General features: G+C 49.1%; 17 protein-coding genes. 10 read left to right on the top strand and 7 right to left on the bottom strand.

Features of this window, described 5'->3' with window-relative positions; genetic code table 11:
* Window positions 1–267: 267 nt before the first annotated feature.
* Both ACJJIL_RS13805 and ACJJIL_RS13800 read left to right on the top strand, forming a co-directional pair.
* A complete protein-coding gene (locus ACJJIL_RS13805; protein ID WP_445359955.1) occupies window positions 268–1,791 on the top strand; it encodes an MFS transporter in 1,524 nt (507 codons plus the stop codon).
* A gap of 148 nt (window positions 1,792–1,939) precedes the next feature.
* Complete coding sequence (locus tag ACJJIL_RS13800; protein ID WP_445359954.1) at window positions 1,940–2,833, top strand: hypothetical protein; 894 nt, start codon at window positions 1,940–1,942, stop codon at window positions 2,831–2,833.
* Between the two features lie 53 nt (window positions 2,834–2,886).
* On the opposite strand, the gene ACJJIL_RS13795 is transcribed toward ACJJIL_RS13800, so the two are convergent.
* A complete protein-coding gene (locus ACJJIL_RS13795; RefSeq protein WP_445356065.1) occupies window positions 2,887–4,011 on the bottom strand; it encodes a M14 family metallopeptidase in 1,125 nt (374 codons plus the stop codon).
* 507 nt (window positions 4,012–4,518) lie between these two features.
* Between ACJJIL_RS13795 and ACJJIL_RS13790 the strand changes: the two genes are divergently transcribed.
* Window positions 4,519–4,998: a hypothetical protein gene (locus ACJJIL_RS13790; protein ID WP_444905786.1), complete on the top strand. Its 480-nt coding sequence runs from the start codon at window positions 4,519–4,521 to the stop codon at window positions 4,996–4,998.
* A gap of 65 nt (window positions 4,999–5,063) precedes the next feature.
* On the opposite strand, the gene ACJJIL_RS13785 is transcribed toward ACJJIL_RS13790, so the two are convergent.
* Entirely contained in the window at window positions 5,064–5,684 is a 621-nt protein-coding gene (locus ACJJIL_RS13785; RefSeq protein WP_444905785.1) for a LysE family translocator, read from the bottom strand.
* Window positions 5,685–5,745: 61 nt separating this feature from the next.
* Here ACJJIL_RS13785 and ACJJIL_RS13780 point away from each other — a divergent pair, with 61 nt between their 5' ends.
* The gene (locus ACJJIL_RS13780; RefSeq protein WP_444905784.1) at window positions 5,746–6,534 is read left to right on the top strand and encodes a TatD family hydrolase; all 789 of its coding nucleotides are present in this window, start codon (window positions 5,746–5,748) and stop codon (window positions 6,532–6,534) included.
* Window positions 6,531–8,189: an aminotransferase class V-fold PLP-dependent enzyme gene (locus ACJJIL_RS13775; protein ID WP_444916086.1), complete on the top strand. Its 1,659-nt coding sequence runs from the start codon at window positions 6,531–6,533 to the stop codon at window positions 8,187–8,189. Before ACJJIL_RS13780 ends, ACJJIL_RS13775 begins: the two co-directional genes overlap by 4 nt.
* A 1-nt stretch (window position 8,190) precedes the next feature.
* On the opposite strand, the gene ACJJIL_RS13770 is transcribed toward ACJJIL_RS13775, so the two are convergent.
* Window positions 8,191–9,387, bottom strand: coding sequence for an acyltransferase family protein (locus ACJJIL_RS13770; RefSeq protein WP_445359953.1), 1,197 nt, complete (start codon window positions 9,385–9,387; stop codon window positions 8,191–8,193).
* 138 nt (window positions 9,388–9,525) lie between these two features.
* Between ACJJIL_RS13770 and ACJJIL_RS13765 the strand changes: the two genes are divergently transcribed.
* A complete protein-coding gene (locus ACJJIL_RS13765; RefSeq protein WP_445359952.1) occupies window positions 9,526–10,410 on the top strand; it encodes a LytR/AlgR family response regulator transcription factor in 885 nt (294 codons plus the stop codon).
* Here the strand turns inward: ACJJIL_RS13765 and tcdA are convergent.
* The 4 genes from tcdA to ACJJIL_RS13745 form a co-directional block, all read right to left on the bottom strand.
* On the bottom strand, window positions 10,407–11,207 hold the full coding sequence (gene tcdA / locus ACJJIL_RS13760) for a tRNA cyclic N6-threonylcarbamoyladenosine(37) synthase TcdA (protein WP_445359951.1): 801 nt from the start codon (window positions 11,205–11,207) through the stop codon (window positions 10,407–10,409). The genes ACJJIL_RS13765 and tcdA overlap by 4 nt on opposite strands.
* A complete protein-coding gene (locus tag ACJJIL_RS13755; protein ID WP_282933451.1) occupies window positions 11,194–11,643 on the bottom strand; it encodes a thiol-disulfide oxidoreductase DCC family protein in 450 nt (149 codons plus the stop codon). Before ACJJIL_RS13755 ends, tcdA begins: the two co-directional genes overlap by 14 nt.
* A gap of 49 nt (window positions 11,644–11,692) precedes the next feature.
* Complete coding sequence (locus ACJJIL_RS13750) at window positions 11,693–12,157, bottom strand: FKBP-type peptidyl-prolyl cis-trans isomerase (protein WP_413665157.1); 465 nt, start codon at window positions 12,155–12,157, stop codon at window positions 11,693–11,695.
* Window positions 12,158–12,295: 138 nt separating this feature from the next.
* Window positions 12,296–12,655, bottom strand: a complete 360-nt coding sequence (locus ACJJIL_RS13745; protein ID WP_444896694.1) for a hypothetical protein — start codon at window positions 12,653–12,655, stop codon at window positions 12,296–12,298.
* 336 nt (window positions 12,656–12,991) lie between these two features.
* On the opposite strand from ACJJIL_RS13745, the gene ACJJIL_RS13740 reads away from it, so the two are divergent.
* From ACJJIL_RS13740 to ACJJIL_RS13725, 4 genes are all read left to right on the top strand, one after another.
* Window positions 12,992–13,414: an HIT family protein gene (locus tag ACJJIL_RS13740; RefSeq protein WP_445359950.1), complete on the top strand. Its 423-nt coding sequence runs from the start codon at window positions 12,992–12,994 to the stop codon at window positions 13,412–13,414.
* A gap of 131 nt (window positions 13,415–13,545) precedes the next feature.
* Entirely contained in the window at window positions 13,546–14,355 is an 810-nt protein-coding gene (locus ACJJIL_RS13735) for a GIN domain-containing protein (RefSeq protein WP_444905779.1), read from the top strand.
* A gap of 139 nt (window positions 14,356–14,494) precedes the next feature.
* Window positions 14,495–15,952: a YcjX family protein gene (locus ACJJIL_RS13730; protein ID WP_444957266.1), complete on the top strand. Its 1,458-nt coding sequence runs from the start codon at window positions 14,495–14,497 to the stop codon at window positions 15,950–15,952.
* Complete coding sequence (locus ACJJIL_RS13725) at window positions 15,949–17,073, top strand: TIGR01620 family protein (RefSeq protein WP_444957267.1); 1,125 nt, start codon at window positions 15,949–15,951, stop codon at window positions 17,071–17,073. The genes ACJJIL_RS13730 and ACJJIL_RS13725 overlap by 4 nt, the downstream gene beginning before the upstream one ends.
* Window positions 17,074–17,090 lie beyond the last annotated feature (17 nt).

Here is a 17,090-nt window from a genome sequence, read left to right as displayed (position 1 = left end):
ATACGCTACCTTTGCAGTAGACGCTAGTGAATATTTTTTAATTTTTATTGGTGTGTGGTGCCTTAAGGTACCGTTTTTATTATTTTTGCTTTTTACTACGAATTGGACTTTTTTGTCTATGTGAAGAGGGTTGGTTTCTTGTTGTTTTCTGGTGGCATCATAATTCTATTGATAATGGATGGGTTGTGTAGCTCTCTCAGCATTAAATGCCGATAAATTATTCAGGGTCTTTCCTTGCTTTAATTAACAAGCTGCATAAGGGGAATTATGCGACTAATGAATAAGTGGGTTGTTTTGCTTGGCTCCTTTCCAGCCACCTTTATTTTGGGGTTGGACTACACCATTGTCAGTATTGCGCTGCCGACAATCCAGCAGAGTTTAGGTGCATCCTTTATTCAAACTCAGTGGGTTATGAATATATTTATGTTGATGCTATGTATCCTGATGGCCAGTATGGGGAGATTGGGGGATATTGTGGGCTCCCTGAAGATGCTCAATATTGGATGGGTATTACTTGCAGTTAGCTCCCTTTTCGCGGGATTGGCTGAGGACCCACTTTGGTTAATTGTCTGGCGGGCCTTTCAAGGTGTCTCCATTGCTATAATCGTGCCGAATAATATTGCTTTGCTGTCCCACACTTTTGTAGAAAAAGAAGCCGGATTTGCAATGGGATGGTGGATGTCGGTATTGGCTGTCGGCTTTGCTCTTGGTCCGGTATTGGGTGGGGTCCTATGTGAGTATTTGTCTTGGAGGTCGATCTTTTTTATTAATATCCCCTTTGTGTTGGTTAGTATGGTGCTTGGTCTTTTTGTGATGCGGAGCCCGCAAAATTTAGATAAAGAAAAAAGTTATATTGACTGGTGTGGAATGATACTTCTTGCGCTTAGTGTGGGTTCGCTAGTGGTGTTAGTAGTTGAAGGGGCGCAAGTGGGTTGGTTGAGCTGGCCGATACTGTTGTTACTGGTTATTTCTATATTGAGTTTTATTGCCCTTTTTCGTGTTGAGCGAAAACTGGAGCAACCGTTGATCCATTTTGCCTATTTTAAGAATTCGCTATTTTCCGCTTGTGTTTTAACCAATTTTAGTTTGTTGATATTTCTCATTTCTGCTTTCTTTTTATTACCATTTTATTTGCATGTTGTGCGTCAGGATACAACGGTAATGTCCGGCCTGATTTTGCTCCCTATTACCTTGGTGATGGCTTTGGTATCTCCTGTGGCGGGCAGAATGGCGGCTAATTCCGCACCTGCGGCTCCAATCTTAATTGGTGTCATATGTATTTTGATTGCGGCAATCGTAATGACACAATTCTCAGTGGATACCAATTTTTCGACGCTTTTGCTGGCTTTTATACCTTTCGGTGTGGCTTGGGGATTTGTATTTAGTGCGACAGCCCCAATCGCTATTGGCGCTTTGCCGCCGAATAGTGCAGGTATAGCAACCGGAATGTTGTGGGGCATACAAAACATAGGCGCAGCACTTGGTTTGGCTGTAGTGGGTACTGTATTCCGGATAATGGAAAAACAGAGTTTGCTAAATCAATTGCAGGAAAGTGGGGTGCAGATTACCAGTGCACTGGAAAAATATATCGATGCATTGCTGATTAATCCTGAAAGGATAGAGCGTGGCGCAATGGGGGTTTCTGCTGCTCTGCACGGTCGCATCGCTAACATGTTTAATGAGGCTTTTGCCCAGGCTTTTCAGTCGGTGATGTGGGGGTTGGTTGTATTTACTTTTCTTCTTTTTTTGGCTGTGCTTGCTTTATTGAAGATGGCAAAAGAAAAAGGGTAAAGGCTTGCGTAAACTAACCATAGAAAGTCAATTCAACTCATAAAAAGCTACTTTTATCCCTTCTTTAGATGAGGGGGGTTACTGCTGGGGTATAAATATAACAGCTCTTTAGTGGGTAACATTTAAAGGCGACAATGGCAAATAAAGTATGCATGGTGATAGTGATAAAAGTAAAAGTTGGCTACTTTTGACTTTCTTTTTAGCAAGGGCGATTGAGGTTAATGCTGAACAGATGGCAAGCTGTAACGATCCTATTTTGGAGGTCGACTTTGATGGTGTGGTAGTGGCGGGCTCTAAAAAAGAACTATCCAGAGTTGCCTTAAGTGGAGTGCCAATGCGAGTAGGGTGGGATTTGGATTTTAATGGAGATAAAGAGTCTGATCTTACACATTGGTCTGACGCGCAGTTTACAACTGTTATGTCTGGAGAAGTGGCAACAAAAGTTCAGTCTGTTCATCGGCAGATTCCTAGAATTAATGATACAAGGATAGAACTTTCTTCTGAGTTTGGGCGGTGGCACGGTTTACTAGATAGCCGAGGTATTTTACTAGGGCGTTTTGAGCACTCTAATAGGGTAGATAGCGACCGTGTACATTCAGTTTGGTGTTTCACTACTCCCCCAAAACGAAACTGGGAAGTTGCTTTTCAGAAAGACCATAGTGGAAGGGTTGTTGCTGGAGGGATCACTAATCTATTGGATGCTATACGCAGAAGGTTAGCAGTACGAATTAGTTGGTTAGGTAGTGTTAATACCGAGACCGAAAAGAGAACAGTTATTGAGGCAGAGCAAGCAATACCTGTTGTTGCCCATATATTTAATGGGGGAGAAATTACTGCGCAGTTGCCTCATCATCTCGGATCAGATGAATTTTCAAAATTAGGTATGGTTCCACCTACTTCAAACAGTGTGGTATGGGGAGCGAAGTTAAGTTCTTCAGGGGAGCTGGATGTAATTTGGTTGGATACTGAAAGCGGGGAGATTAGCCGTCAGCAGACTAATTATATCGATATAACTTGGTTTATAGAAAAGCCTGTTTACTAAGTTTTGGTCGGCAAAAGCCCCTTGGCTCTTTAAGCTAGGGGCTTTTGGGCTGATTAAGACATAGTTTTTAGCGTTTCGCGAATTGGGAAAAGAATATCGCGAGCGAGTTGTTGGCTTCGCGCCGGGGACCAACCTTCGATCAAGTCGGGCAGGTCATCATTGTCTTTAAACGGCATCTCCAATGTTAGAGCCAGGGTGCGGAATTGATGTCCAGCCCAGGCGGTACCAATTGTCAGATTTGCTTCGCCGGGTTTATCCAGCTCATATCCATGCTCCGTTTGGAAGTCGGGGCTGACGGCCTCATAAGCTTGCTTAAATGTCTCTTCCAGCTTGGCGTGGCGCTCGTCATAGCCGGGAATACCTTCACAAGCCGCAACAAAGTTATAGGGCAGGGCTTCATCACCATGAATATCCAGGAAGATATCCCCTCCTAGCTCCAACATTTTCTCCCTGACCAAAAAGACTTCCGGGCTTCGCTCCATTGTGGGGTTGAGCCACTCACGGTTCAGGTTGGCGCCCGCAGCGTTAGTGCGCAGATGCCCGCGAACGCTGCCGTCGGGGTTCATATTGGGTACTACATAAAATACGGTATCTGCCAGCAAGCTTTGCGCAGTAGGATTGGCATGGTCGAGCAAGGTTTCCAGGAAGCCCTCAACAAACCATTCCGCCATGGTCTCTCCTGGGTGTTGGCGGGCAATCATCCAAACACGATGTTTCGCGGTGTCGGCATTGCCAACCGTGAGCATGGTCATATCGCGCTCATCAAGGGTTTTACCGAGAGTTTGCAGTTTGACCAGGTCGTGGCTCTGCGCCCAAGCGAGCAGATCCAGGTGGCGTTCCCAGGAGTAGGGGGCGAAATAGGCGAGATAGATGCTGGGTTCATCCAGGGTTACAGTGAAGTCCAGAGTATTGCCGTCGTAGTTGGCGCCAATTCTGAACCAATTTTGACGATCGTATGAGGCACAGATGCGGTAGTTTTCCCAGCCTTCCGGGTAGGCGGATTTGCCGGCATTAACGATGCGCAAGGGATAGCTGGTGCCAATATCGCCTTCCAGACGAAAGTGAAACCATTGGTAGAAGTCAGAATTGTTGTCCTGACGGATTGCTAGCTCAATTGGATTGCTGTCGGTATTGATAACTTCGATATTGCCGCTGTCAAAGGCGCTGCTGATATACATGTAGAGAGCTCCACTCTTGTTCTTGGGCGCAGGATACAGCGGTAGGGGGAATTTTCCAGGAAGAAAGGTAGGGGATCTCGCCAATTTTGGGTGCGATAGGACGAAATCTCCTTTATTTAGTGAAATAGAAAAGCACGGTATCGATAAGGATACCGTGCTTTAGCCAATCCCTGGCGGCACCTGCTACGACTACTGCTCCCTGAAATTTCCGGTGTCGGACCCCAGGCGACTGCTTACTGCCCGGTCAGATCACAAGTGCGTCACTCCACACTGTCAGAAATTAGTAAATCTCCTTAACATCCCGCAGCAAGTGCTGGTTAAAGTTTAGGCAATCGAGCCTGCTTGATGTTGTACGAACGTTTCGATCGGCGTAAATTTGATGATCTTTTTGTCTCAGGGCTATCTGACGTGAATTTGTACAGATAGAGAGTAGGTCCCATGGCATTAGTGGGAATAGAAAGAACAAGTAATAGCTCCGCATAGGGGGCTTTCGTGAGAGGTGACACCATGAATAGAGTGATTAAACGAAGTATCGTGGCATCCGCTGCGCTTGTAACAGTGATGAATCTGAGCGCCTGTGGCTATTTCCTGTACCCGGAGCGCAAAGGGCAGGCGGGTGGGCGAGTTGATCCTGCGGTCGTAATCTTGGACGGCGCAGGCCTGCTATTTGGCTTGCTGCCGGGCATAGTGGCTTTCGCTGTCGATATTACCAATGGCACCATTTATTTGCCGCCAGGGCATAGCTCGGTTTTTGATCGCCATTTAAGCAGTACTGACCAGGGGGCACCTGCGGAGGTTACAGACGAAGAGGGGCAGGTCTGGATCCGACTTCCGGTGGAGGGCGTCGATGAGAATACCCGACTAGAAGTACTCAGTGATCAGTTGTCAGGGATAACAGGGCAGCAAGTAGATGCTGAAGATATTGTTTGGTTACAGGACTCAGCCGAGCTTCGTGCAGTAAGCCGTTTTCAGGCTGCGTCTCGCTAGTTTTTCCCAGCTTTGAGCGCCTCGGGAGTTGAAGGCTCCCGAGCTTAAGCTGTAGAAGAGACCTTTCAGGTGGCTGCGCCAAAGGGGGTAAGCCCCTCGAGGGCCAAGGGGATAACGCTTGCAGCAAGCAACAATCCCATAGCAATGTTAAAGCTTCGCAAGTAGCGTGGTTCAGTCAGGAACCGTTTTAGCCCAACGCCAAAGAATAGCCAAATGGCAACGCAAGGCCCGCCAATGGTGATAAATGCCAGTGCAACCTTAACAACTCCCGACCATATTTCTGTGCCGGGACTGGTGAAAGCAGCCAGTGCTCCAGTGGCCATAATCCAGCCTTTCGGATTGATCCACTGAAAAGCCATCGCCTGAGTAAAGCTCAGGGGTTGGCTTGAATTTCCAGAACCCATTTCCCGGGTCGAACCAATTATCCATGCCAGGTAGAGTAAATAGGCAATGCCTGCCCAGCGAATAACTTCATGCAGAAAAGGGAAGTGATTGAAGACGGTTCCCAGTCCCAAGCCAATGGCAACCACCATGGCGGGAAATCCCAGCCAAATTCCCAGTAGGTGAGGTGTTGAACTGTAGATGCCGTGATTGAGTCCTGAGGACATAATCATCAGGTTATTAGGGCCCGGTGTAATACTGGCTGAGAAAGCAAAAAGGGCGATCGGCAAAAGAGATTCAATCACAGGTGTACCAGAGGAAAAGGCGACTTCATGCTAATATGCGCGCGAATAATGGGTATCACAAGTGAAATTTATAGACAGTCATTGCCACTTTGATTTTGAGGTTTTTTCTCTGGACCGGGACCAGGTGTGGCAAAGATGTCTCAATGCCGGAATAGATAGGGTCATTATCCCCGGCGTTTGCGAGGCTCAGTGGCAGTCGTTGGGCGCTCTGGTATCGGAACAGCCCGGTTGGATGATGGCTGCTGGTGTTCACCCTTGGTGGGTGAAGAAAATCCCGCAAGATTCCCGTTGGCGGGAAAACCTGATGGAGTTGGGAGTACGGCTTAGTGAGAGCCTTGAGAAATACTCATGTGTCGCTGTTGGAGAGTGTGGCTTGGATGCCTCTATCGGCACTGACTTGAATAAGCAGGAAGATATTCTCAAGCTTCATTTGGAGATTGCTAGTAACCATGAACTGCCGATTATTCTGCATGTTCACCGGGCCCACAATGAACTCCTGAGGCTGTTAAAGCAATTCAAGCTCCCGCGGGGAGGTGTGATCCACGCTTTCAGTGGAAGTGAGCAAATGGCGCAAGAGTACTGGAAGCGCGGCTTCTATCTGGGTATCGGTGGAACAATTACTTACCCACGGGCAGCGAAAACCCGACGGGCTGTGTCACGTGCGCCGCTGGAGAGTTTACTGCTTGAGTCGGACGCCCCGGATATGCCTCTTTCAGGTCAGCAGGGTATGCGTAATAGCCCTGAAAACCTTTCTAAAATTGCACAAGCACTGGCTGATTTACGGGGAGTTTCCGTGCGGGAAATCGCCAATGCTACCTGTCGAAATACTGAGAAGTTATTTTCCCTATGAGTTTTTCCGCTGAATCATTCAGGCAGTCATTTCCCCTCTTTGCTCAAGAGGAGAATAAGGAGTTGGTATACCTGGATAATGCTGCAACGACGCAGAAACCAGAGACAGTGATTAATGCTGTACGCGATTACTATGTGCACAGCAATGCCAATACGCACCGCTCCAGTCACCGTCTAGCCCGTAAGGCTACAGAGATGGTGGAGCGAGTGCGTCGCCAAGCGGCACAATTTGTTAATGCTGCCAGCACAAGGGAAATTGTATTTTGTCGCGGTGCTACTGAGGCACTGAATTTGTTGGCGCACAGCCTGTGCAGTGAGTTGCAGGCTGGGGATGAAATTGTCATCTCAACAGCGGAGCATCATGCAAATATTATCCCTTGGCAGATGGCGGCCAAGCGATTCAATTTGAGTTTACGCTATGTACCCCATGTAGCGGGTGTCCCGGAATTTGATCGCCTGGGAGAAGTGCTGAATGAGCGCACAAGAATTGTATCCCTGACCGGCGGTTCCAACGCACTCGGATTGCGTCCGGACCTGGCTGCAGTGAGGCAATTGCTGCGCAGAAAGCACTTGATGTGGATTGTTGATGGCGCCCAGTTGGCAGCCCATGAAGTGATTGATGTGCAGAAAATTGGCTGTGATTTTTTTGTTTCCTCCGCACATAAGTTTTACGGCCCGTCAGGAATTGGTTTCTTATACGGTAGGGAAACACTTTTGGAATCTATGCCACCATGGCTGGGTGGTGGAGAAATGATCTCCGACGTTGAACTTGAAACGAGTCATTATGCAGGCTTGCCGCACAAATTTGAGGCAGGCACTTCTCCGCTGGCGGCAATAGCGGGTCTTGGAGCGGCACTGGAATTTCTTGAGCAGCAAGATAGGGTCGCAATAGCGGCGCATGAGCAGAAATTGGTGCGATGGATACATCGCGAACTGATAGCGTCCCCCAATTTTAGGGTTATCAGCCAAGTGCGCCACAATCTGGGTATTGTCTCTTTTGTGCCTATTCATGGTAGCGCTGCCGATTTGATGCACTGGCTGGACGAGCGCGATATTGCAGTGAGAGTAGGCCATCACTGTGCACAATTGTTAGGTAAAGAGAGCGGTGATTTGGTGACGGTCCGAGCATCAGTCGCAGCCTACAATACTGATAGTGATATTCAGGCTTTTTTGCAGGCCCTGAAAGAGTACTGTGAGATCCAGAAGTCAATTGAACAGGGGGATAGTATTCAGAGTGATGAATGGGCCAGGGATGATTTTTCCTCGTTATTGCTAGAGAGTTTGGTTTCCCAGCGCAACTGGCAGGGACGTTATAGAGAATTAATGCTGTGGAGTAAAACTATTGCCCGAAAGCCCGAGATACGTACCGAAGAAAACCTGGTGCGGGGTTGTGAGTCTGCAGCTTGGTTAGCGCACCGGACAGAGGGTGGTAGGCACTATTTTGGATTGGAAAGCGACAGCCGGGTTGTAAAAGGCCTGGGTGCGTTATTACTTTCACAAATTGATGGCCGCACGGCTACTGAGATTCGAGAGAGAGATCTTTCTCTGTTATTTGCTGAGCTAGGACTCGGTAAGCACTTAAGTGAATCGCGCAGCAATGGTTTTTACGCATTGCTGCAACGTGCTTTGAATCTGGTGGAGCAGACCTCCCATTAACTTAACTGGAGCGGGGTATGGGGGCCTCCACCTCAATAGGCCCGATATTGGAAATAGGCTTTAAACCAAACAGCGGCCGCAAAACTGGATTTCTTCGGATGATAAATTCATATGAAGCCCAGCAGCCAAAAATAGTGATTAATAATACTAGTAAGGGCTCCAGGATGGGCCCCAGGGCGAGTTGCCCTAATTGATACACAGCGATTACGGTAATGGTTTGATGGAGGATATACCAGGGATAAACCGCTTCAGTGGCATAGGGTAACCAGCGGAATTGCTTATTGAGAAATTGATAAGCGCAGGCTAAAACAGCCAGGAGCCATACCCATCGATTTGTATAGATAACCATAAAAAGCAGTATTTTTTGGGCGGGCATACTGCTATCAGGTAGTACTCGATCAAATAATAGATATAGGGCGAAAGTGAGGGGCGCTGCAATAACCAAGCGACTGCGCAATCTTGCCAGTATTTCCCAGGGGGCGTTACTGCTGACCAGCAAGTAGCCGCAGAAGAAATAAGTAAAAAATCTGGCATGGGTGTACCAGTCGTCGACGACGGCATAGTTTATCCCACCAAAGCGCGGAAATAGGACCAGGCCGTATACCATCATGGGTACAAGCGGCAGAATTAGCAGTTGCCAAGATTTAATATTCTCCATGAATCGGCCCAGCCACCGTTGGTGTTTAAACCACAGGGCTAGAGGAATAAGGGCCAGGGTGTAGCATGCCAGATAGGGTAGATACCACAGATGGTTCCAGGTCAGGCCAAACTCACTCCCAGCAAAGGCATTCTCTGGCCAGGGGCTGAACAAGAAGTACTTCAGCAGGAATGATAAGTATCCAGGCTCAATAATGCCGTTGCTTAGCGCTTCATAGTAGGCCTGGGGTGGAACCACCACCAGCATTCCAAATGCCAGCGGAATCAATAGCTGTTTCATTCTTCTCAGTAAGTAATCCCCAGTGCCCAGCTTGTGGAAGAGAAAATAGCTGGCTGCACCTGAAATCAGGAACAACAACGGCATCCGCCACTGGTTAACCGCTAGCATTACCAGTTGTAGTGGCTCGCTTTGGTAGCTGCTTTTTACATGCCACCCCCATTCCGCGACATAGGCCATTCCCAGGTGGTAGAGAATAAGTAGGCCAAAGGCTAGTACACGAAGGGCGTCAATATCGTGGCGTCTCTGTGTTATTGAATGCATAGGTTTCGTCGTTCAAGGCTGTTTTAGTCGCTCGCTATGCTCCCGTTAGTAATTGCCATTAGCTATCCTAAAGTGCCGGTTTGTGCGGTATTAGGGGCCAGTGGTGGTTTTTGGGGGTGAATCGGGGGTAGACTGCCGATGAATTTTTATACTGGTTCAGGAGCAATGACGGTTCAGCAGTATTTGACGCACCGGCGACAGTTTGAGGTGGGGTTCTGGGTGTTGTTTTTTGTCGGCCAGTGGCTTGTTCAGTTCGCTTTGGCATACTTTGATCACCGCCGCTGGGGTTCTATTTTTCAGCCATGGGAATTTCTGGTGTGGGAGGGAACCAGTATCCTAATGATCGCAATCTTATTTCCGCTGATATTGCTTCTTGATCATTATTTTCCCCTGCGCAAGGGGAGAGTTCGGCAGAACTTGGCCATACATTTATTGTTCACTTTGCCTTGGTCCTTGATCCACGTTTCCGGCATGGTGTTTATGAGGACGGTCATTTACCACCTCAATGATGGTTCCTATAACTTTGGTAACTGGCCTATAGAATTTTTCTATGAATATCTCAAAGATATTCAAACCTATGCCGCTCTTTTAAGCTCTGTTTATTTGTACCGCTTTTTGTTGGTGCGTTTACAGGGTGAGGCACGCTTACTAGAAGAGCCAGATGAGGGAGATGCTGCTGAGCCAGTAGAAAGGCCGGAGCGTCTTCTGGTGAAAAAGCTGGGAAAAGAATTTCTGGTTAATGTGCAGGATATCGAATGGGTGGAAGCTGCTGGCAACTATGTCAATCTGCACTTGGGCGATAGAATTTACCCCCTGCGAGAGACTATGACCAAGTTACTGGAGCGTTTGGATCCAGGATCATTCGCTCGTATTCACCGCTCCTATATTGTGCGCTTGGACTCTATTGCGGAGATTGAACCCCTGGAGAGCGGTGATGCGCGTATTCACTTGGTTGGTGGCCAGCTGATCCCGGTGAGCAGGCGCTACCGCGATCAGCTGAGGGCTCAATTAACCCCGGCTTAGTTTTTTGCCTGGAGGAGTCGCTCGATGGCCCGGTTGGCGGCCAAAAACCCAAAGGTGCCGGTAATCATAGTTGCCGCACCAAAGCCGCCACTGCAGTCTAATTTAACACCGTCCTGCATAGCGCTCTTCTGTTGGCATACTTGCCCATCTGGCTGCGGGTATACCATTGCTTCAGTGGAAAAGATCGCATCGATGCCAAACTGGCGCTTGCGGCTCTTCTGGAAGTTGTGAAAGCGGTATAGATGTTGGCGGACTTTTGCCAGCATCGGATCATTAATTGTACGGCCGAGATCGGCGCATTCAATGCGATCGGGGGAGCGCTTGCCTCCTGCGGAACCAACCGTTATCAAGCGTATTTTTCGGGCTTTACAGTAAGCGATCAGGGCGGCTTTTACCCGGGCGGAATCTATTGCATCAATCACTACATCGATAGGGTGTATATCGGGGTTGATCAGTTCTGAGAAATTGTCATTAGCGATAAAGTCCTCTTCCGTGTGAACCGTAATCTCCGGGTTAATCTGCCGGAGGCGCTCTGCCATCACTTCGACCTTGATATGGCCTACGGTATCGACGAGTGCGTGGCTCTGACGATTGGTATTGGTGATGCAGACGTCATCCAAGTCGATTAGCGTCAACTGACCAATGCCGCTTCGCGCCAGGGCCTCTGCGGTCCAGCTCCCTACGCCACCAATACCGATAACCAATATGTGAGCAGAGGATAAAATTTCGAGGGCCTTATCGCCATAGAGGCGAGCAATGCCGCCAAATCGCTGTAAATACTGGTCAGACAAGCTCATCTGGGGTCTCTTCAGGTACATCTTCCAAAAACCGCTGTTTGTCAGCGTCACACGGCAATAGGCAACTTTCCCGTTGACCAAACCAGCGATAGCGGTTTCGAGCAACCAAGTCGTAGAGCCAATCCCTTGCCGGGCGGGGAATGTAGCGCAAAATGGCCAATAAACGCCAGGGTTGTGGTAGGCGGCTGGCAATTCTCAGTGCCGCTTCACTTTTGTAAAAGGATTGGTAAGTGCCACCATGTCGTTCCAGTAAAATCATGGTCTGGTAAGTGTCCAGTGGCAGGTTCAGCTGTTTAAGGAAGTGCTGGCCTGCATTGGACTGCACTCGGCACAGGGTAAAGCGCTGCTCTCTGTCGCGCTTGAGTATTAGTTGACTCCAGCGATTGCACAGGTTGCAGATGCTATCAAACAGGATGATGTTGTTTGGCAATGACATTGGGGAAGGGGGGAACGCCGCGCGGCTGGCGGCGTTTCATATCATGGGATCAGTGCACGTGACCGTGATCAACTTCTTCGGCAGTCGCTTCGCGTACAGAAACAACTTCAATTTCGAAGTGCAGCTCAACGCCGGCGAGGGGGTGGTTGCCATTGATAGTGACTTCGTCGCCGTCGATGTCGATAATTTCCACTTCAATCGGGTGGCCTTCGGTGCTCTCTGCACGGAATGCCATGCCTACAGATAACTCTTCAACACCACCAAAGGCACTGCGCGGCATGGTTTGGATCAGCTCCGGGTTTTGCTCGCCGTAACCGTCTTCTGGTGCGATCACCGCAGTAAATTTATCACCGGGTGCCTTTTCCAGCATCTCGCGCTCAAGCCCAGGAATGATATTACCAACCCCTTGCAGATATTTGAGTGGCTCTCCATTGGCTGAGGAGTCAATGACTGTTCCGTCAGCATCTTTCAGGGTGTAGTGGATCTCCACAACTGTGTGGTTGGCAATCTTCATGAATAATCTCTGATATAAAAGAGTATGTGAATGAGCGCTTACCGCTGCGCAATAAAACGGGGGGTAAAGGCTGTGAAGCGCAATTGTATTGACAGGGCGGGCGCGCCGCAACTTGTGCGTGCGCGCCGCTGATAAAGATTAGCAAGCGATTGACAGGTCCTGCTCACAACCGCCATAGAGATTGGTTACGATTGCAACCAGTTGTGTGCTGAAGTCAGGGCGATAGCCCAACTCCAATAGGCGACCCTCGAAATACTCCAGCATTGAATCGAATAGCTCTGGGTTTAACCCCCTGGCTAAAAAACGGGCGCGACTACTCCGGTCTGGTTCCGGTGTAGATGACAACGCATGGCTCAAAAACTGAGCTTGACGACTTAATTGTTTGCGGAAATCACAAGTTTCGTAGGCTGAAAGGTGGTGGCTGAGAGCACCGTAAAATTCACTGACTGTACGGTTGACAAATTTAGCACCACCGACCTGATCCAACAGGCTTTCCATATCTCTCCCCCCGGTGAGCAGTTGGCACTGATTTAAAGTTTATCCGCAGAGCCGAAAAAGTATTTTGTTAACGAGAAGCACAATGTGCATTGGCTCAATGGCGGTACAACATTAATTGGTGACGAGCCTAAGACATATTCTTTCGGTATGCCAACTTGGTTTAAGAAAATTGTCATTCTGTTCGACAGGTTGTCACATATTGGGGGTTTATTTCGCCAAAGAAGAAAATCTATGTTTGCGCAAGTATTTTCTAAGCCTTTACACTTTATTTTTTCTTCTTGGTGTTAGACTGCACGCTTGCACCAAATAATAAATTTCAACCTTTTGAGATAATTTATGGCAAGTATTTTTACTCAGATTATTAATGGCGATTTACCTGGCAATTTTATTTGGAGAGATGAAAAGGTCGTAGCTATTTTGACCATTTCACCCATTAAGCCTGGTCATTGTTTGGTCATCCCTGTTGAGGAAATTAATCATTGGGATGATGTTCCGGAGGAGCTGGCGAGTCATCTAATGCTGGTTGCGCAAAAGGTGGCGAAAGGGCTGAAAGCAACTTACTCACCGAAGCGAGTGGGTGTGATGATCGCTGGGATTGAAGTGCCACATACCCATATCCACCTGATACCTGTAGATGAATTGTCAGACTTTGACTTCTCAAAGCAAAAGCCTGCTTCTTCAGAACAGTTGGCACATGAGGGGGAAAAGATTCGACAATCCTTAAAGGAGTTGGGCTTTAGCGAGGCGGAGTGCGGCTAGGACGTTAAGATTGATTTTTTAGACTGCTCGGTCATATGGTGTCCCCAAAATATTTGTGGGACACTGCATCCAAGTCCCCCGCTTACTGAGTCACATAGGTATGAACTGGTAATAACGATGAGATTCCTATAATGATGATTTTGAAGAAGACGCTCTTTGCCCCGCTGGTAGTAGTCCTCGCCACAGTCGCTGCGTTTTGCACTAATGCCCAGGCAGAAGAAATGGAAACTAAGCGTTTCGATATGGAAGGGTTCACTCAGGTGTCTCTCAAGGGAAGTTCTCACTTGAAGTTGATTCAGGGGGACAGTTTTGAAGTTGTCGCTGTCGGCCCTGTCAGCACAATGCCCTACGTCAAAGTTGAGGTAAAAGGGGAAAGGTTGGAGTTATCCGTTGAGGAAAACACCCAGAACCTTTTTGGATTTGTCACCATATCCCGAGGGCAAGGAGATGAAGTTAACTTTACAGTGACGATGCCTAAAATTGAGGCTCTTAAGGTGACTGGCTCTGGTGAGGCTAGATCTTCAAGTGTTGAGAGTGAAGGCCTAACTTTGGGGGTGACGGGCTCAGGAATGATCAATATCGACAAGGTCGCCGCAGAATCCTTGAAAGCGTATGTTACTGGTTCCGGTGATTTGTTCCTCAACAAGGCATTGACTGTCAAAGGGGAAGTAGCGGTGACAGGCTCTGGCGACATGAAGATAAGTACTATTACCGGTGAGAGTTTACTAGCGGAGATACAAGGTTCCGGCGATATGTTGGTTGGCGGGCGAGTTGCCGATGTGAACGTTCGCCTCATGGGTTCAGGTGATTTTATTGGCCGCAGTCTGCGCGCCGATAATGCCAGCGGCTCAATAATGGGATCGGGTGATATTGTCTTGAAACGACCGGGAACTGACTCCTTCTCAGTAATGGGGTCGGGAGACGTAGCGCTGGTTGACTAAGCGGCGGCTCCTGAGCCCCTTTGCATCTAAGGCGTTCGGCCAGTAAGGCTGTGCGCCTATTTCTTTTTGGGGGTATTCTTGAGCCTCCATCATCCTCTCTATCCCCATTTCTGGAAGTCAGCTTTATATGGAGCCCAAAGTGACAGAGTGTGTGTCGCTGGACCGCGAAGATTCTATGTCTCGCGAGAGTCAATCTCGCCCACATTTGAAGGAAAAGTTACGCCGCTGGAGCCGAGAGGCCCAGGATAAATCCCACTGGGCCGCCGAACGCTTATTGGACCGACGCATCTGTATCGGTATCACTGGGCTCAGTGGTGCCGGCAAGTCTACGTTTCTCACCAGTCTGATATACCAACTCTGCAATCCGGAGAAGTCCCAATTACCTGGTTTTGCCCCTGCACTCAATGGCGATCTGTTGGGGGCAGAGTTGAAGCCAGCGCTGGACTCTGGTTTGGCGCCGTTTGACTACCAGACCTGCCTGTCGGCACTGATGGCTGAGCCACCTAGTTGGCCACAGAGCACTAGAGATGCTTCGGCTATGGAGTTACACATCCATTTACGCAGCCGGCGCCGTTTTCGGGGTAATGGTAGAAAGACGTTGGTAGTGGAGTTGCGAGACTACCCAGGGGAATGGTTGATGGACTTGCCGCTGTTGCGTATGGACTATGCAGAGTGGTGTCGTCATCAAGCACACCTATTTTCTACAGATGCACGATCAATGCTGGCCCCCCGGTTGATGGCTAAGCTGGCAGCACTGTCCCCCCAGGCGAATGCCAGTGAAGTAAATTTGGACGAATTATGGGGGGAATACCGAGCTTATCTCCTGAGTTGCCGAACCAAGTTGAATCTCAGTTATTTACAGCCTGGCAGAGCGCTGCTAGATGATGAGGCGTACGGGGTAGTACCACTCCTGGATTTGCGCGGTTTAGATGCTAGGCAGTTAGCTGCTTTGCCTGAGAGTAGTGTTTTTAAGGTTTTGCAGGCGCGTTACGAACGCTATGTACAGGCGCAGGTAAAACCCTTTGTCGACAGCCATTTTCGACATATCGATCGACAACTGGTACTGGTAGATATGATTGGTACTCTATTTGCCGGTGAACAGTCCCTGGAAGATATGCGTCTCGCATTTGCCCATATTGCCGATACATTCCGCTATGGCGAATCGGGGTTTTTGAGCAAGCTATGGCGTCCGAAGGTTAATCGGCTCCTTTTTGCTGCGACTAAAGTCGATCAGGTACTTGCTGCCGACCACGATGCTTTGAGGCAGCTTCTGGGCCAGCAGCTGCAGCAGACTTTCTCCGATGCCCGCCACCGGGGCTTGCCGGTATTTAGCGAGGCAATTGCCGCGGTTCGCTGCTCTAGAGAGGGGCAGAAGAATGGACGGAGAATGCTGATGGGTTATGACCTCGAGGGCCAGTATTTAGGTTTTGAGAATGCGGAAATTTTTGCCCAGGCGCCCTATGAAGAGCAGGGGTGGAGCCACTATGCGGGAGCTGCACCACCACAGCTGCGGCCTCCAGTGGGAATGCAGGCAGGACATATTCCACATATACGGGTGGATGCTCTTTTGAACCTTCTGTTGGGAGATAAGGTTTGATTAATAGTGATAAAAATACTGAGTACCGTCGCGAAACACGTATCGAGTCGCTAGATGAGCCTGGACAGGAGGTCCCGCACAGAGATGCGACGCGGGTGGAACCGCTTGCGGATGAGTCAGCGGAGATTCCTAGGTCAATAACCACTGGAGAGTCTCTTCCAGATCGGATTGCTTTCTCCGAGTTGCGCCTACCCACTTTCCGGTTTAAGTGGCTAAAGCCAGCAGTGCTCTCTGCGCTTGCAGTAGTGGTGGCCGTGGTCGGATGGGAGTTTTATGGACTTTATCAATGGGCGGTCGATAAACACTGGGGATTGGGACTTTTTGTGGCTGTTTTGATGGCGGGCTTCAGTGCAATCATTGGTAGTTCCGTTTGGGAGTTTTTCCGAGCGGGGCGCCCACTGAACAAGCTTGAAAAAACTCAGGCAATGGCTGCCGAGGCCCGAGACTGCCGCAGTCACCAAGAGGCGCAAGTATTCAGGCGCAATTTGCAGGAGCATTTTGCCGGTAAGCCCCAAGGTGTACTGCTCAATCGAGTTCTAGATGAGGCAGCTGACTATTACGATAGCAGTGAGTTGTTAGAGCACTTAGAGGTTACCTTCTTAAATGCCCTTGACCAAGAGGCTCTAAGGAGAGTCGTGCGCCACTCAACGAGCACTGGTGCACTGGTTGGGCTGAGCCCTTTTGCCAGTATCGATATTCTGGTTGCCCTGAGGCAGTCACTGCGAATGATTGATGATGTGGCGCAGATTTATGGCGTGCAGCCGTCTCTTGTGGTGCGATGGCGCTTGTTCAAGAGGGTTTTGTCTTTGGTCGCCTACACTGGCGCGAGTGAGTATGCGATCAGTGAAATGTGGCCGGAACTTGTTGGCGATAGCATGCTGAGTACAGTATCTGTGCGTTTGGGGCAGGGGGTCGGAGCCAGCCTGTTTGTTGCGCGTATCGGCCTGGCGACAATGCAAAGCTGTCGGCCAATCCCTTTTACTGAAAAGCAGCGCCCTCGCCTGCGATCAGTTATGGCCCGTATTGGTGGTGGCCTTAAAGAGAGGATGCCCGAGTTGTTTTCTATGGTTGGGCTTAGCTCGCGAAAGGAAGCAAAGGTTCGGAAGGCGGGTACCGAGTAGCTACTGGGATCGTAAGC

The sequence above is a fragment of the Microbulbifer maximicatervae (SeqCode) genome (assembly GCF_052468095.1).
This window is presented reverse-complemented; position numbering and strand designations above follow the sequence as displayed.

Bases quoted from the DNA above. Each gene is read 5' to 3' on its own strand.
- ACJJIL_RS13805 (WP_445359955.1), top strand. From the start codon at position 268: ATGCGACTAATGAATAAGTGGGTTGTTTTGCTTGGCTCCTTTCCAGCC.
- ACJJIL_RS13800 (WP_445359954.1), top strand. From the start codon at position 1,940: ATGCATGGTGATAGTGATAAAAGTAAAAGTTGGCTACTTTTGACTTTC.
- ACJJIL_RS13795 (WP_445356065.1), bottom strand. From the start codon at position 4,011: ATGTATATCAGCAGCGCCTTTGACAGCGGCAATATCGAAGTTATCAAT.
- ACJJIL_RS13790 (WP_444905786.1), top strand. From the start codon at position 4,519: ATGAATAGAGTGATTAAACGAAGTATCGTGGCATCCGCTGCGCTTGTA.
- ACJJIL_RS13775 (WP_444916086.1), top strand. From the start codon at position 6,531: ATGAGTTTTTCCGCTGAATCATTCAGGCAGTCATTTCCCCTCTTTGCT.
- ACJJIL_RS13770 (WP_445359953.1), bottom strand. From the start codon at position 9,387: ATGCATTCAATAACACAGAGACGCCACGATATTGACGCCCTTCGTGTA.
- ACJJIL_RS13765 (WP_445359952.1), top strand. From the start codon at position 9,526: ATGAATTTTTATACTGGTTCAGGAGCAATGACGGTTCAGCAGTATTTG.
- tcdA (WP_445359951.1), bottom strand. From the start codon at position 11,207: ATGAGCTTGTCTGACCAGTATTTACAGCGATTTGGCGGCATTGCTCGC.
- ACJJIL_RS13755 (WP_282933451.1), bottom strand. From the start codon at position 11,643: ATGTCATTGCCAAACAACATCATCCTGTTTGATAGCATCTGCAACCTG.
- ACJJIL_RS13750 (WP_413665157.1), bottom strand. From the start codon at position 12,157: ATGAAGATTGCCAACCACACAGTTGTGGAGATCCACTACACCCTGAAA.
- ACJJIL_RS13745 (WP_444896694.1), bottom strand. From the start codon at position 12,655: ATGGAAAGCCTGTTGGATCAGGTCGGTGGTGCTAAATTTGTCAACCGT.
- ACJJIL_RS13740 (WP_445359950.1), top strand. From the start codon at position 12,992: ATGGCAAGTATTTTTACTCAGATTATTAATGGCGATTTACCTGGCAAT.
- ACJJIL_RS13735 (WP_444905779.1), top strand. From the start codon at position 13,546: ATGATGATTTTGAAGAAGACGCTCTTTGCCCCGCTGGTAGTAGTCCTC.